The sequence below is a fragment of the Paenibacillus sp. NMA1017 genome, assembly GCF_058895805.1.
In genome coordinates, this window is record NZ_JBZXYR010000009.1 from 44,115 (window position 1) to 58,198 (window position 14,084).

The 14,084-nt window shown below is 42.5% G+C and carries 14 protein-coding genes; 7 read left to right on the top strand and 7 right to left on the bottom strand.

The window, feature by feature from the left end; all coding sequences use genetic code 11:
- Positions 1–96: 96 nt before the first annotated feature.
- Positions 97–1,314 (top strand): macrolide family glycosyltransferase, encoded by a 1,218-nt coding sequence (locus AC5ELV_RS19665; protein ID WP_493431522.1) that lies wholly within the window; start codon positions 97–99, stop codon positions 1,312–1,314.
- Positions 1,315–1,322: 8 nt separating this feature from the next.
- On the opposite strand, the gene AC5ELV_RS19670 is transcribed toward AC5ELV_RS19665, so the two are convergent.
- From AC5ELV_RS19670 to AC5ELV_RS19680, 3 genes are all read right to left on the bottom strand, one after another.
- Positions 1,323–2,549, bottom strand: a complete 1,227-nt coding sequence (locus AC5ELV_RS19670; RefSeq protein ID WP_493431523.1) for a sugar efflux transporter — start codon at positions 2,547–2,549, stop codon at positions 1,323–1,325.
- A gap of 168 nt (positions 2,550–2,717) precedes the next feature.
- On the bottom strand, positions 2,718–3,485 hold the full coding sequence (locus AC5ELV_RS19675; RefSeq protein ID WP_493431524.1) for an alpha/beta fold hydrolase: 768 nt from the start codon (positions 3,483–3,485) through the stop codon (positions 2,718–2,720).
- On the bottom strand, positions 3,442–4,107 hold the full coding sequence (locus AC5ELV_RS19680; protein ID WP_493431525.1) for a class I SAM-dependent methyltransferase: 666 nt from the start codon (positions 4,105–4,107) through the stop codon (positions 3,442–3,444). The genes AC5ELV_RS19675 and AC5ELV_RS19680 overlap by 44 nt, the downstream gene beginning before the upstream one ends.
- A gap of 191 nt (positions 4,108–4,298) precedes the next feature.
- Here AC5ELV_RS19680 and AC5ELV_RS19685 point away from each other — a divergent pair, with 191 nt between their 5' ends.
- From AC5ELV_RS19685 to arsC, 4 genes are all read left to right on the top strand, one after another.
- The gene (locus tag AC5ELV_RS19685; protein WP_493431526.1) at positions 4,299–5,888 is read left to right on the top strand and encodes an alkaline phosphatase family protein; all 1,590 of its coding nucleotides are present in this window, start codon (positions 4,299–4,301) and stop codon (positions 5,886–5,888) included.
- 82 nt (positions 5,889–5,970) lie between these two features.
- On the top strand, positions 5,971–6,324 hold the full coding sequence (locus tag AC5ELV_RS19690; protein ID WP_493431527.1) for an ArsR/SmtB family transcription factor: 354 nt from the start codon (positions 5,971–5,973) through the stop codon (positions 6,322–6,324).
- An 88-nt stretch (positions 6,325–6,412) separates the two neighbouring features.
- Complete coding sequence (locus tag AC5ELV_RS19695) at positions 6,413–7,702, top strand: arsenic transporter (RefSeq protein WP_493431528.1); 1,290 nt, start codon at positions 6,413–6,415, stop codon at positions 7,700–7,702.
- Positions 7,703–7,727: 25 nt separating this feature from the next.
- A complete protein-coding gene (gene arsC, locus AC5ELV_RS19700) occupies positions 7,728–8,147 on the top strand; it encodes an arsenate reductase (thioredoxin) (RefSeq protein ID WP_493431641.1) in 420 nt (139 codons plus the stop codon).
- A 61-nt stretch (positions 8,148–8,208) separates the two neighbouring features.
- Here arsC and AC5ELV_RS19705 read toward each other — a convergent pair whose 3' ends face one another.
- Positions 8,209–8,604 carry a winged helix-turn-helix transcriptional regulator gene (locus AC5ELV_RS19705; RefSeq protein ID WP_493431529.1) on the bottom strand — a complete coding sequence of 132 codons (396 nt, stop codon included), beginning with the start codon at positions 8,602–8,604 and terminating at the stop codon, positions 8,209–8,211.
- Between the two features lie 161 nt (positions 8,605–8,765).
- On the opposite strand from AC5ELV_RS19705, the gene AC5ELV_RS19710 reads away from it, so the two are divergent.
- Positions 8,766–9,326, top strand: coding sequence for an NAD(P)H oxidoreductase (locus AC5ELV_RS19710; RefSeq protein WP_209949881.1), 561 nt, complete (start codon positions 8,766–8,768; stop codon positions 9,324–9,326).
- A 122-nt stretch (positions 9,327–9,448) separates the two neighbouring features.
- Here AC5ELV_RS19710 and AC5ELV_RS19715 read toward each other — a convergent pair whose 3' ends face one another.
- The 3 genes from AC5ELV_RS19715 to AC5ELV_RS19725 form a co-directional block, all read right to left on the bottom strand.
- The gene (locus AC5ELV_RS19715) at positions 9,449–10,699 is read right to left on the bottom strand and encodes an ABC transporter permease (RefSeq protein WP_493431530.1); all 1,251 of its coding nucleotides are present in this window, start codon (positions 10,697–10,699) and stop codon (positions 9,449–9,451) included.
- Entirely contained in the window at positions 10,683–12,002 is a 1,320-nt protein-coding gene (locus tag AC5ELV_RS19720) for an HlyD family secretion protein (protein WP_493431531.1), read from the bottom strand. The genes AC5ELV_RS19715 and AC5ELV_RS19720 overlap by 17 nt, the downstream gene beginning before the upstream one ends.
- Positions 12,003–12,136: 134 nt before the next feature.
- Complete coding sequence (locus AC5ELV_RS19725; protein ID WP_165179276.1) at positions 12,137–12,670, bottom strand: MarR family winged helix-turn-helix transcriptional regulator; 534 nt, start codon at positions 12,668–12,670, stop codon at positions 12,137–12,139.
- A 237-nt stretch (positions 12,671–12,907) separates the two neighbouring features.
- Between AC5ELV_RS19725 and AC5ELV_RS19730 the strand changes: the two genes are divergently transcribed.
- Positions 12,908–14,083, top strand: a complete 1,176-nt coding sequence (locus tag AC5ELV_RS19730) for an alanyl-tRNA editing protein (protein WP_493431532.1) — start codon at positions 12,908–12,910, stop codon at positions 14,081–14,083.
- The last annotated feature ends 1 nt before the right edge of the window (position 14,084 follow it).

The following is a 14,084-nucleotide window of genomic DNA, read 5'->3' on the forward strand; positions in this document are numbered from 1 at the left end:
ACATTGAAAATACTTGTTTATATGGTAAATGTTTGCTATGTTAAAAGTACATTTATTTCAAATTGTAATTTATTATTAATTTTGGAGGTGTAAGGTATGGCGCGTGTGTTAGTAGTGATCACTCCTGCTGAAGGCCATGTTAATCCGACACTAGGATTAGTGAAAAGGTTGGTAGACAGTGGGGAGGATGTTGACTATGTGTGTACGGAAGAATATCGTACGAGAATTCAACAGACAGGAGCACAGATGATAACCTACCCTTTTGTTGATGATGCCTTTTCCAAAGACTCAGATTTAAAGCCAGCAGAATACAAACATCATTATCAATTTGTATACATGATGGTTAAAGGTATGATTCTTCCGATTATTCCAGAGGTTTTGAGAGTTATTGAAAATAGAACCTATGATTATTTAATCTATGATTCTTTGATGGGCTGGGGAGGCACGATTATTGCTGAGAAGCTAGGAATCCCTGCTGTATGCTCTATCGCTTCTTTTGCTTTCGTAGAACCATTGGGATCGGGGCAAGGCATGAATGACAATGATCCGGAGGTGAAAAAGTTGTACACGGCTACGATGCAAATAACGCATCAACTAGCTAGTGAGCTTCAGGTTGCCGCTCCGGCTATAGAAGAGATTGCTCCTCATGGCGGACGCTTAAGAATAGTTTATACAAGCCGCTATTTTCAACCGCAAGCCGAAAAACTGGATCACAGTTTTATTTTTACAGGTCCTTCTATTGTACCGCGTAAAGATGCTCCTTCCTTCCCGTTCGAACAACTTCGTGTTCTGCATCCACAGGCGGTGTACATTTCAATGGGTACCATTTTGAATAAAGATTTGGAATTTTATAAGCTTTGTTTTGCAGCATTTCGCGATTTGCCTGTGCAGTTTGTGTTGTCTTCGGGCAATTATACAGACATGGAGCCATTGGCCCCGTGTATCCCTGACAATTTTATAATCAAGCCTTATATTCCGCAATTGGAAATGCTTCAGCATGTGGACGCTTTTGTTACACATGCGGGGATGAACAGTACAAGTGAAGCCCTGTATTACAATGTGCCGCAGGTCATGATTCCTTTAACATCGGATCAGCCGATCGTAGCCAGTCGGGTGCAGGAACTGGGAGCGGGTGTTATTGTGGATAAAAATGAGCTTACACCCGCTAGTTTGAGAGCTGCCTTATTAGAGGTATTGAATCATCCAACCTATAAAGAGCAGGCTCATGTGATCGGCGAATCATTACGCCAGGCTGGTGGGTACAGACATGCGGCAGATACAATTATGAGTCATTTCTCCACCATAGAAAAATAAGGCGCAGTCTATATACTGTGATTCCTTTCTTTTAAAGCAGCAGATTTTTCAAACTCTAGTTTCTTTGAAATCGCAAGAAGACCAAGGGAGCAGATGATTAGGGCCAAACATACCCAATAGGTGTTTCGGTAACCAATCCATTGAGCGGTTAATCCGCCCATCAAGCTCCCTACCAGTCTTCCGATGGTTGTCGCATTGGAATATAGCGTTGATGCGTACCCTGGAAGAGAGGGCAACAAATCCTGCATGTAACTAATGCCAATGGCAGAGATCACTGCAACAAAGAAGGCTAGAAGAAGCTGCCCCACGAATAGCTGCCACATCTCCGTAGACATAAGGACAAGGAGATAATAGACAACTCCTGTTAATGCCCCTAAAAATATAAGCAAACGGTTGGAGTATTTAGCTGCTAGTACGCCTAGCATGAGCATCAAGGGTATTTCTACAATTGCGCAAATACTGGATACTAGAGCAACGTCACTCGTGTCACCTTTTAAATTGTGAATGATGAACAAGGAAATATTTAAACTGTTCATCCAGTGAGACGTATAGAGCAGAGTAAGAACGGAAAAGGGAATCAGAATTTCAATATTTTTATGTAATGTAATGTTATGAAGGGAAAGTTGATTCTTATGTTTAAGCTGGGCGGGAGACTGCTTGATAAAAAAGAATAGAAGCACAGCAATGAGAACAAAAATAGAGGTCGTTCCCATAAAAATACCTTTAAAGCCCGTATGTGCAATCAAAAAGGAACCCAAAAGCGGCCCGGTAATAAAGCCAAGAGAAAACATAGACCGAAGCGTTGAATTAGCAAAGGCGTGATCCGCAGATTTACTGCGATCTACTGCTTCACGTGCACTGGCAAATAACTGCGGCATCCCAGGAGCACCAATGGCCGTAAAGATCGTCATATAAACAAAAAGTACATAAAAATTTTGGATTAAAAGATATCCTGCAAATGCTACGGCATTAAATAACGTACAAATCACCAAAATTTGTTTACGATCTAATCCGGTATCGGAACGTTTGGCAATCAGAGAGCTTATCCATATGCCACAAATTAAAGTCACAGCTGTAAACACACCAAAGGTTCCCACAGATACGCCAAGTGTAGTTGTAAAATATACAGCTAAAAAAGGTGCGCTGATGGATATGGCCATACCTTGTAATAACATACAGATCATGAATAGCGGGTAGTTAGAGATAACGAAAAGATTTTGAATACGCTTTAGCATTTCTTTTTTTACACCCCTTCGGATTTAGTAGCAGAAAGAACATATCTATCCTTACTAAACTATATATTATTTTAGTATAAAATGTATATTTACATGGTATAAAACTATGTTCTTAGAGTTGGATGTATAGGTGTATATGGAGTTATTCTGTAAGGTTGGCCTCAGTGGCTAAAAGCGGTTTACAAACTGCTTGATCAGTTCATTCAATAATCCGGCGGCCTTCGTAGGAAGGCGATGATCAGCTTTCTTAAGGAAAACCAGCTCACTATTTGGTAATTGTTGATGCAATATTTTGGCATAGGGATGAAAGTGCTTATCTTCTTCACCATAAACAAGCAGGACGGGAAGCTGGATCTCCCCAAGCCGTGAGGTGCAGTTGTACTTCAAGCTGTATCGATAATATTGTTCGACATTCCTGGGATTTCCCTGCTTCGCATCGTTGAATAACTTACGGAACAAAAATAGCTGTTTCGTCTGTGACCAAGCAATAGAAAGGGCAAGCGTACCGACTGCGCCGATTTTGGAAAGAGCAATGCCCAAAGAAATTTTGTTTCTTAGTCGCCCTTCGTTTACTTCCGACATTCCACTGATAACAATGCCTCCCCATGCCCGATCTGGATAAGTCAAGAGAAATTCAAGTACTATCGAACCTCCGGTAGAATATCCACACAAAAATACTTTATCCAAGCTCATCCGGTCCATCAAATGTTTAATATCCTGGGCGATGAGAGGATAAGTAACCGTTTGTTCGGAAGGCTGACTTTTACCGTGTCCTCTGATATCAAAAGCTATAGTTCGAAAATCGGGTGATAATCCTTGGATTTGGTATGTGAAATTTAAGCTTGTGAGTACTGGAGGGTGAATGAATAGGATGGCGATTCCTTTTCCGGAATCAATATAATGCATCGAGTATCCGTTTATGCTTGTGGAAGTCATCGTTATTTTCCTCTCCCTTTGATGATTTAGGTTTTACTGAAAAAAATAACTCATGATATAGAAAACATTTTCGGAATCGTTTTATAACTCTGCAATCATAATTATGTTCTCTAAACAATTGAATATACTCTTCTTCATTACGAATATACTCCCCGTTGTCGTACCATTTCATAAACCAATTAGATAGCGGCTTTTTCTTGCATAAACATGGTTCCATCACGATAAGGGTCCCGTTAGGCTTTAGAATTCTTTGAAACTCCTTCATATAACTTGAAATCTCGTCCGTAGAAACATGATGCAGCACAGCGATAATAAGGATGTAATCGAACGATTCATTATCGAATAGAAATTTCTTGCTTTCCAGAACCTGAAATGTATGGTGGGTATACAATCGCTTTGCATAATCAATTCGCTTGGCATCAGGATCAATTCCAACATAATTTAACGGATCAAACATGGAGCAATTCGCCCCAGTACCGGAACCAAAATCCAGTACAGTACGGCCATCAAATGTAAAATGGGTATGTATATGATCATGAATATATTTTTTAGTAAACCATTTCGGGCGGACAAACCAATGATAAAGTCTAGGAGAGAACGGAATGTTAATGGAATTCACCATCTTTCTAATTTAGTCGAATCACAAAGATAATTTTGACCCATGAGCTCAAAAAAATTCATGAAATAATAATTTTATTTTTTATGAATCAGATTGCCGTTCTTCTCCACGATCCGGTTTCGAATAATTTTGGCAATGTGAGTAAAAATAATAGAAATTAAATGAATCTGTTATTTTAAAGATGGGGGCCGCACATGAAAATGAAGAACAATATGAGCATTTTACTAGTGCTGAGTTTAAGCTTATTGGTTGCCGGGTGCAGGGCGGACTCCAGTCAACAGCTGCATCAACAAAGCGTCAAATCCCAAAATTCAGCGAATCATATGGCTAAACCTGTCATAGTGATCATGATTGATTCTTTAATGAACAAGCCTTTGCAAGATGCAATACAGGAAGGCCGTGCACCCGCAATGCAATATCTCTTTAAAAAAGGACAATACTTCCCGCAGGTTGTAAGTTCATTTCCTACGATGTCCGTGACTATTGACAGTACTTTATTAACGGGGACGTATGCAGACCAACATCATGTGCCCGGACTTGTGTGGTACAGCGACAAAAAGAAACGCATGATTCTCTACGGAAATGGTGCCAAAGAAGCTCTAAAGATAGATCAACTGCAAGTATTTAATGATGCTATTTATCAATTAAATCAAGTTCAACTGAACAAAAAAACGAAAACGATCCATGAAGAGTTAGCCGATAAAGGAAAAGAATCCGCATCAATCAACGCCATTGTTTTTAGAGGCAAAACGGAACATGACTTAAAAGTGCCTCGCTTTATTGCAAACAGCAACCGTGTGCCAGAACAATTGAGAATAACGGGACCTCAATGGTTTTCCTACGCAACTTTTGCACAACTGGATCCGAAGAATAGCTGGAATACTCCTCCGTGGAGAAAATTCGGGATGAACGACGAGTTTTCTGCAAAAGATATCGCTTTTTTAATCAAACAAAAAAAGCTTCCAAGCGTAACCATCGCATACTTTCCAGAGAACGATAGTTCGGTGCATAAAAAAGGGCCGACTCAACTGGAGGGAATTGAAAAAGCGGATCAAGCGCTGCAAACTGTGTTAAATGCATATGGTTCGTGGGAACAGGCTGTAAAAAATGCGATATGGATTGTCATGGGTGATAGTGCACAAAGCGCTGTGTATGATGATCGACAGGCAGCAACTGTTGATATAAGGCCACTTTTGAGCCATTACCGGATTGCAAAATTAAATCAACCCGTAAGAAACGATGACCAAATCGTGATTGCCGCTAATGAACGGATGGCTTATATCTATGCGATTGACGATAATGTGGAGTTATCCGATGTGGTGAAGTCTTTAAAAAAGGAGAACAAGCTCGACATTATCGCTATGAAAGATGGTAAAAACCATATTCATGTTACAAAGGGGAAAACAGGTAAGCTGTTTTCCTATCATCCAGGTGGAAAGTTCATCGATGAATATGGACAATCGTGGACATTGTCGGGCGAAGAGGACCTTGTGGATATTACGGTGGATAACCACCGGATTAAATATGGAAGATATCCAGACGTTTTGGCGAGGTTACACGGGGCAATGAATTCACATGAAGGAAGATATGTTGTCGTCACGGTCCAACCTGGATATGAACTCGTCGGCGAAAGTTCTCCTACCCACATCGGAGGGGGAGCTCATGGATCGCTGCATGAAAAAGATTCCCTTGTCCCATTAATAATTTCTGGAACGAATACACGCCCCAAAACACTGCGAATCGTTGATATAAAAGACTGGATTATGCAATTGGTGAACGAATAAGTATTATTCGTTCTTGATATTAAAGTTAAGCTATATTAGTATATAAGCATATTATTATATTTAATTGGAAGGAGGTCACACATTGGATCAACTTGGTTATATAGCCGATCATTTAAAGCTATTGGGCGATAAAACTCGGCTGGCTATGCTTTCCCTACTAAGAGAGAGAGAATGGTGTGTGTGCGAATTTGTAGATATCTTTGATATGACACAGCCAGCAATCAGCCAACATTTGAGAAAATTAAAGTCGCAAGGAATTGTAAAAGAAGAACGACGAAGTCAGTGGGTATACTATTCCTTAAACGTAGAGGATAAGCCGCATATTCAAGCTGTTCTTGAGAGTATGCCAGACTCCAAGCAGATTTTAAAATGGCTGAATAAAGAGGAACCTATAGCATCTTGTGGACCAGATTCCACAGCTTGCTGTTTATCCTAAAGGCTGCTCCGTTTAACTCCTTGCAGGGATAAAGATGTTTTCAATATAAGTATATGTTTATAAGGTGATGTAATGGAGGTTTAGAATATTGGTTTTGTTGGCATGCATTATATTTTTGATTACTTTAGTGTTGGTAATCTGGCAGCCTAAAAATCTGTCTATCGGCTGGTCTGCCTGCGGCGGTGCCATACTCGCCTTGCTGGTGGGTGTCGTCGATTTGCATGATGTTTGGGAAGTTACTCATATTGTCTGGAATGCGACACTGGCTTTTGTAGCCATTATTCTGATTTCGTTGGTGCTTGATAAAATCGGCTTCTTCGAATGGGCAGCGCTTCATATGGCACGGGCTGCACGGGGAAGCGGAACTCGAATGTTTGTTTATGTGACCCTTCTGGGTGCCGTGGTTTCTGCCTTTTTTGCAAATGACGGTGCGGCCTTAATTCTGACGCCAATTGTACTGGCGATGGTTCGGGCACTGAAATTGAATGAGAAAATGGTGTTTCCTTTTATCATCGCGAGCGGATTTATTGCAGATACGACGTCGCTTCCGCTTGTGGTCAGCAACTTGGTCAACATTGTGTCAGCCGATTTCTTTGGGATCACCTTTATGGAATATGCGAGTCGCATGATTGTACCTAATTTATTTTCTTTAGCAGCCAGTATAGGGGTACTGTATCTTTTTTTTCGCAAAAGAATTCCGAAAACATTTGATACGGCACAATTAATCACGCCTGCGGAAGCGATTAAAGATCCAAAAATGTTCCGTATGTCTTGGATCGTTCTCGCGGTTTTGTTCGTTGGCTACTTTGCATGCGAATTTTTTAACATTCCCGTTTCGGTGGTGGCCGGTATTATTGCTATCTTTTTCTTATTGATGGCGCGTAGAAGCCCTGCAGTGCCGATGAAAGAAGTCATCAAGGGTGCTCCATGGGCCATCGTATTTTTCTCTATCGGGATGTATGTTGTGGTATATGGTCTACGTAATGCCGGTTTGACGGATCTGCTGGCCCATGTGATTCAAGCGGCTGCCGATCAAGGTATGTTTGTGGCCACCATGGGCATGGGTTTTATTGCGGCGATTATCTCGTCGGTCATGAATAACATGCCTACGGTCATGATTAATGCACTTGCCATTGATGCCACCCATACAACCGGTATGGTCAAAGAGGCGCTGATTTATGCTAACGTCATTGGGTCGGATCTCGGGCCAAAAATAACTCCGATCGGTTCATTAGCCACGTTGTTGTGGCTGCATGTGCTCCGTTCGAAAAACGTAAAAATTTCTTGGGGGACTTATTTTAAAACGGGCATCGTCTTAACTATTCCTACACTTTTTATCACTCTACTGGGCTTATATCTGTGGTTAATCATTTCATAATTGAACATTGAAGGAGACGGTAATGATGGAAAAGAAGACAATTTACTTTTTGTGCACTGGTAACTCTTGCCGCAGTCAAATGGCAGAAGGCTGGGCCAAAAAATACTTGGGGGACCGTTGGAATGTATACAGTGCGGGCATTGAAGCACACGGCCTTAACCCTAAAGCGGTGCAAGCGATGAATGAAGTAGGGGTGGATATTTCCGGTCAAACTTCAGATATGATTGATTCTGTTTTGCTGAATGGTTCGGATTTCGTTGTGACCTTGTGCGGAGATGCTGCTGATAAATGTCCTATCACACCTCCGCACGTTCGTCGTGAACATTGGGGATTTGACGATCCGGCTAAAGCACAAGGAACAGAAGAAGAGAAATGGAGCGTATTCCAGCGTGTACGGGATGAAGTAGGGGCTCGTATTCGAAAATTTTCGGAGACTGGTGAATAAACAAGGTGCACAGCTTAGGAAGAGGCAGCATGTAGTATAGTATTTCAAACAAGCATGCCTCTTAATGAGGTGGTGCTTGTTTGGCGTTTTTTTCCTTCACAGAATATTCTCCCAGTACCTTTGTTTTATCTCCATAGATCCTATCCAAATGATCTTCTCCCCATAAGCAAAAACGATCAAGCAGATCTTTAAAATTCCAGCCATATTCACTAAGCTCGTACTCCACTTTGGGTGGAACCTGGTTATAAATGATGCGGTGGATGATTCCATCCTTTTCAAGCTCTCTAAGCTGTTGGGTGAGCACTTTTTGGGTGATTTTCGGAATGAGTTGACGAAGTTCGTATGTACGTTTTCTGCCGCTGGTTAAATGGTGTAGGATAATGCCTTTCCACTTTCCACTGATGACCTCCAAAGTTGCCTCGATTCCGAGCATATAGGTTTTGGCTTTGTCTTTCATAGACTTTCCCCCTCTCCGATCTGTAATACAAAAGGCACTAAGGAACCTTAAAGTACCTACAGTACATTGAAGTGCGTACTTCACACTTTAATGTATAACATCCATAATAGCATCTGTAGACAGGGTTCACTAATTATGAGGAGAAAGAAGGTTACGGATACATGAAAGTTCTATTGGTCGTCACGCATCCTAGAGAAGATTCACTTACCCTTGCGGTCATGAATCGTTTTGTAGAGGGATTGAAAGAGAATAAGCACGAGGTAGATATTTTGGACTTGGATCGGGATGGATACAATCCGGTGTACAGCGCTGCAGATGAGCTGGATTGGAATACGACCCATAAACAATATGCTCCTGAAACACGGAAAGAGATGGATAGAATAGTGGCTGCGGATGCTCTGGTCTTTGTGTTTCCACTATGGTGGTATAGTGTCCCGTCCATGCTAAAAGGGTACCTGGATAAAGTGTGGAACATAGGTTTACTTCAGGAGTTCACGACAAAGCAGGTTCTGTGGATGTGCTTGGCGGGAGGGACTAAAGAACATCTGATCAAGTATGAATATCACGATTTGGTTACTAATTATTTGAATAAAGCCATTGCTGGTTACGCAAGAGTAAGAGAGTCCAAGGTGGAGTTCTTCTATGATACTTTGTCCGAGTCGAAAGAATACATTGAAGGTTTACTGGAGCACGCTTATCAATTAGGTCTGGCATATAAGTAAAACTTATTCTGATAACAATGAGAATTTCATATTGTTGAGGAATTTGCAAAATCCTGATTATTGAAAAAGGGTTAAGGCTCGTTAGACGGCACTTAACCCTTTTTTATTTTATAGACGAGACTCTATCCTTTTATAGGCTCGTGCATAGGTGCTGACGGTGCCCCTTGCATAGATAACCCGCCGCTAGTTGTGCTTGCTGGAACAACGGGATGTGGCGATCCCTTTTCAGAAGCAGTGCCCGCAGTTTGCTTGGCCAGCTTCTGTTTTTCCCACAGGGCTCTGGCGATAACCAGCATGGAGAGTACACCGACATATAGTAACAGAGAACCGAGTTCGGGAAGCATCTCCTGCAAGGGTGCACCACGCAGACCCATGGTGCGCAGGAATTTGTACATCCACACGAAGGGAAAGAAATCACCGATTTGAATCGCTAAAGGTGGAAACAGTGATCTGGAAAGAACAGCCCCTGATAAAACAAAAGCAGGCATGAGTATCATCACCATTCTGCCGATGGCTATTCCCGGATGTGCAGCGCCCCATGCAACCAGGACATTGATACAAACGGTACCGAATACATACAGGACAACCGGAATTATAAAGAGAATCGGATTGGCCTCGAAACGGCCTCCCCCAAACACTTTAAGCATCCCGAGAGAGAAGATTAAGCCAGCCGTCGAAAACAGCGTATAAGGAAGCACACGCAGCAGGATGTTGAACGGATTTTGCAGCTCAGCAGCCAGCCTCTTGGAAACCCGGAGTCTAGCGACCAGAGGTAAGCTATTTATGTTCAGTATCATAAAAGAGAACATACAAGTGAAGGCAAGTATCGTCGTATTCTGATAATCATTGGTTGGATTAAACAGGGAACGCACTTCCAATGCGATACCATTGAGGGCCCCTTGGGCCTGATCTGCGTTCATCCCGGTTTTCAACATAGCTGGAACAGACAGTTCCATATTCTCGGAAACGCTAATTTCCTGCATAGCTGTACGAATCGAAGTAATAGATTGAACATTGGTATTATCGAGAATGAGACCCACGCGGCTAGAAAGGGAACGATTGTGATGGTCCTCTAAACCATGCGGCAAGGAAATAACAGCCAAATATTGCTCATGATAAAAATACTGTTCAGGGTTGTCCGTATACGAAACAATCTCAGCTACGTTCATATACGGAGAAGCATCTATTTTCTGAATGAACTCACGACTGTAAGCAGTGTTATCTTGATCCACCACGACCACGTTAGCGTCGTTAATTTGGCTGCTTGGGAGCAACAGTGAATACCCCAATACGGCAATCAACGGGAAGATGATAGCTATGATCGGATACTTGGAGTGAACCAGATACGACCATTCATCACGAAGAGATTTCATTTGTATTCACCTCAACTGTCATACCTGGTAGCAAAGCTGCTTCTCTTGTTACATATACACGTACCTGGAATGTAGCGGTATCTGCTTCTCCTTTTTCACGGGACATCTTCACATTAGCAAATTGTGGTGCAGCAGTTACATAGCGTACCGTACCTTTCAAGTCCTTATTGAGACCAGAGATATGAGTTTTAATTTCTTGATTGGCCTTGAATTTCCCCGCTTGTTCTTCATTCACATAGAGATCGTAATATAAATCGTTGGTTTCCAGGGTAATCACAGGAGCTCCTTGCGCGACATTTTCGCCGACTTTGGTACTAATCGAAGTAACCTTGCCATCCTGTGGTGCTTTTAAAACCAGCCGCTCTTTTTTGAGCAGCAATGTTTTAAGCTGAACTTCCTGTGTGTCTTTTTGTTGCTTTAAAAGGTCAATAGCCAGCTTCTGATCCGCCAACTGTTGACGGCTCTGCTGAATGGTTTCCAGTTGGGTTTTGGAACGATCGACGGACAATTGGGCACCGCGAATTTCTTCCTCGGCTTGTTTTACCGAAACGGCTGCTTGTGTCGTCTGTTCACTGGCCTGCATACGTTCTTCAGAAGTGGCGCCATGGAGTAGCTTTTGAAGAGACTCTTTTTGCTGACTCAACTGATTTGTCGCTAAAGTCAAAGAGGTTTCGGCATCATCCAACGCTGCTTTGGATGCACTTCCTGCATCGTAGAGTGCTTTATTACGCTTATAGTTGGTTTGCGCCGTCTGAACGTTTTTGGTAGCGGAGGCTACGGCAATTCGTTGCTGCTGAACATCTTCATCTCGAGCACCATTATTGACTTGTTGTTCCGCAGCAGTGGCTTGACGCTCTGCCGCTTGTGCCCGCTGCAATGCTGCCTGACTTTTACTCTCAGTCACTTGGGCTTGCGCAATATCCAGCTGAGCCTGTTTTTCCTGAGTTGCTGCCCGTGTATAGCCTAAATGGATGGATTGTTGCTGTTGGCTGATTTGCGTATTGAACTGGGCTATTTGTGTCCGCAGTTGCTCAATTTGCAAATCCACATCTTTAGAATCCAAAGTCATAAGGACAGTTCCTTTTTTTACCTTAGTTTCTTCTGTTACCGGGATGTTCAGGATTTTGCCTCCTACTTGTTCAAAAGATACATGAATGCTATCCGCATTTAGTGTTGTGCCTTTAACGGATCGCGAAGCATTGACTTGATCTTGTCCGTTTGTCTGGAGCAGGAACCCCCCGCCGATCAGGCAGGCAATAGAAATGAGAGGGATGATGAGGCTGGTGACTTGTGTGCGATTCATGGGTAATACGCTCCTTAGATTCATAAAATGGGTTAAACATAGACTCGAATAAATATCCTGATATGTACATTTTATTTATTCTTTTATTTAATTATTTAAAAGTTAGTCAGCTAACTAAAACGCAAAATTAAAACTTATTCTGGTTTTGCTGCTTTATATATCTCTTTTGCTTGAGGGATGCCGCTTTCTATTTTTTGCAGTAAAGTCAGGAGTAGCTCTTTTTCATCGGTGGACAGGTGGCTCATCAGTGTGGAAGTGCTTGTAAAATGTATAGGCAGCAGTCTTTCCATCATTTCTGTTCCTTGATCGGTCAGTTTAACAATGCTCATACGGCGGTCGGAAGGATGAACAGATCGAATAATAAGCCCATCGCGTTCCAGACGGTCAACCAGACCGGTAACGGTTGGTTTGCTAACCCCTACTTTCTCCGCAAGCTCTGTAGCCAGCAACCCTGTATGGATATTACGATACAAGAGAATTAATATTGAAAATTTACCATGAGATATACCGAATTTCTCAAAGCCCTCAAAACTGACTTTAAAGACGCTGGAAGATACCCGCATAAAAAATAGCATAGCTTCCGTCGCTCTTACATCAATCTCAGGGATACGCTTGGAGAATTCTTGAAGCGCCTCGCGAGTGGGTAAGTCCCGTAAATCAAAATCCATAGGGTTCTCCTTTCTTCTTACAGTATGTTCCAATCGACAAATTAGTTAGCCGACTAATCTTAATCTATTCAAAAATGAATTTCAAGCTAAATTTTGTTAATCGTCATGCAGATTTTTACCATATGGAGGTTGTTCGTGCCATAGTTCAAGCTTTTCCCTACATTGATATTTACAATGAAGTGCTTGATAATAAGTGGATATCGCACGAGAACAAAAACCCAAAGTGAGGAACCTGGAATGACGACAAAATTATACTACACTGCTCCAAATCTTACGGAGTGGGACACTCATATTACACAGAGCATGGAAAGAGATGGAGCATTTTTTGTTATGCTCAAGGAAACGGCCTTTTATCCGCATGGCGGAGGCCAGCCGTGTGATACAGGAACGATTCAGGGCGTCCGGGTATTAGATGTTGTTCTCGAAGATGGGGACATTTGGCATCAGGTAGAGCGTTTGCCGGAGGATCGGAAAGTAGCCTGCCAATTGGATTGGGAGCGCAGATTTGATCATATGCAGCAGCATAGCGGACAGCATTTGCTGTCAGCGGTTTGTCTGGAGTTGTTGGGTGCGCGTACTGAAAGCTTTCATCTAGGACAAGAATATGCCACGATTGATGTGAACTGCTCGGATATAACATCTGCGCAGCTATCGGCCATCGAACAGGAAGTAAATCAGCAAATCTACAGTAACCGCAGCATAAAAAGTTATTTTGTAACCCGTGAGCAATTGAAGGATATTCCGCTTGTGAAAACGCCCAAAGTGATTGAAAATATTCGGATTGTCGAGATCGAGGGCATTGAATATAATGCTTGCGGCGGTACACATGTAGCTCAGACCGGGGAAATTGGGATCATTAAATGCTTAAAATGGGAGAAGCAGAAGGGGATGGCAAGAATCCATTTCAAATGTGGCGTTCGCGCACTCCAGGACTTTAACGATAGTGTTCAGATACTGGACGTGTTGTCTGCGAAGTTTAATACCGGGCGAAAGGATATTTTGACCCGATTTGAAAAGTGGGAGCAGGAGCATAAACAACTCAAGGCGCAAATGGATCTCCTGCAAGAGGAAAATGCTTCGTACCAGGCGAAAGAATTGCTATCTGCTGTGCAGGGGCATATTCTTGCTCATGTATTCGAACAAAAATCCCTTCAGGACATGCAGCAATTGGCTACCAAGCTGACCGCTGAGCATGATCTGCTTGTTCTATTTGCCACAACAGCAGAAAACAAAATCATTCTGGCACATAACGGCACCCAGTCTGTTGCCTGCGGAGCATTTTTGAAAGAGAATCTGGGCGCGTTTCACGGTAAGGGGGGCGGTAGCAACCAATCTGCTCAGGCAGCATTCTCGTCCCGCGAAGACCTCTTGAATTTCTTTGAAACGGCCCAGCGGCAATTCATTCAGGGCTAAT

Coding starts and splice junctions, on each gene's coding strand:
- AC5ELV_RS19665 (WP_493431522.1), top strand. CDS start 97: ATGGCGCGTGTGTTAGTAGTGATCACTCCTGCTGAAGGCCATGTTAAT.
- AC5ELV_RS19670 (WP_493431523.1), bottom strand. CDS start 2,549: ATGCTAAAGCGTATTCAAAATCTTTTCGTTATCTCTAACTACCCGCTA.
- AC5ELV_RS19675 (WP_493431524.1), bottom strand. CDS start 3,485: ATGACTTCCACAAGCATAAACGGATACTCGATGCATTATATTGATTCC.
- AC5ELV_RS19680 (WP_493431525.1), bottom strand. CDS start 4,107: ATGGTGAATTCCATTAACATTCCGTTCTCTCCTAGACTTTATCATTGG.
- AC5ELV_RS19685 (WP_493431526.1), top strand. CDS start 4,299: ATGAAAATGAAGAACAATATGAGCATTTTACTAGTGCTGAGTTTAAGC.
- arsC (WP_493431641.1), top strand. CDS start 7,728: ATGGAAAAGAAGACAATTTACTTTTTGTGCACTGGTAACTCTTGCCGC.
- AC5ELV_RS19705 (WP_493431529.1), bottom strand. CDS start 8,604: ATGAAAGACAAAGCCAAAACCTATATGCTCGGAATCGAGGCAACTTTG.
- AC5ELV_RS19710 (WP_209949881.1), top strand. CDS start 8,766: ATGAAAGTTCTATTGGTCGTCACGCATCCTAGAGAAGATTCACTTACC.
- AC5ELV_RS19715 (WP_493431530.1), bottom strand. CDS start 10,699: ATGAAATCTCTTCGTGATGAATGGTCGTATCTGGTTCACTCCAAGTAT.
- AC5ELV_RS19720 (WP_493431531.1), bottom strand. CDS start 12,002: ATGAATCGCACACAAGTCACCAGCCTCATCATCCCTCTCATTTCTATT.
- AC5ELV_RS19725 (WP_165179276.1), bottom strand. CDS start 12,670: ATGGATTTTGATTTACGGGACTTACCCACTCGCGAGGCGCTTCAAGAA.
- AC5ELV_RS19730 (WP_493431532.1), top strand. CDS start 12,908: ATGACGACAAAATTATACTACACTGCTCCAAATCTTACGGAGTGGGAC.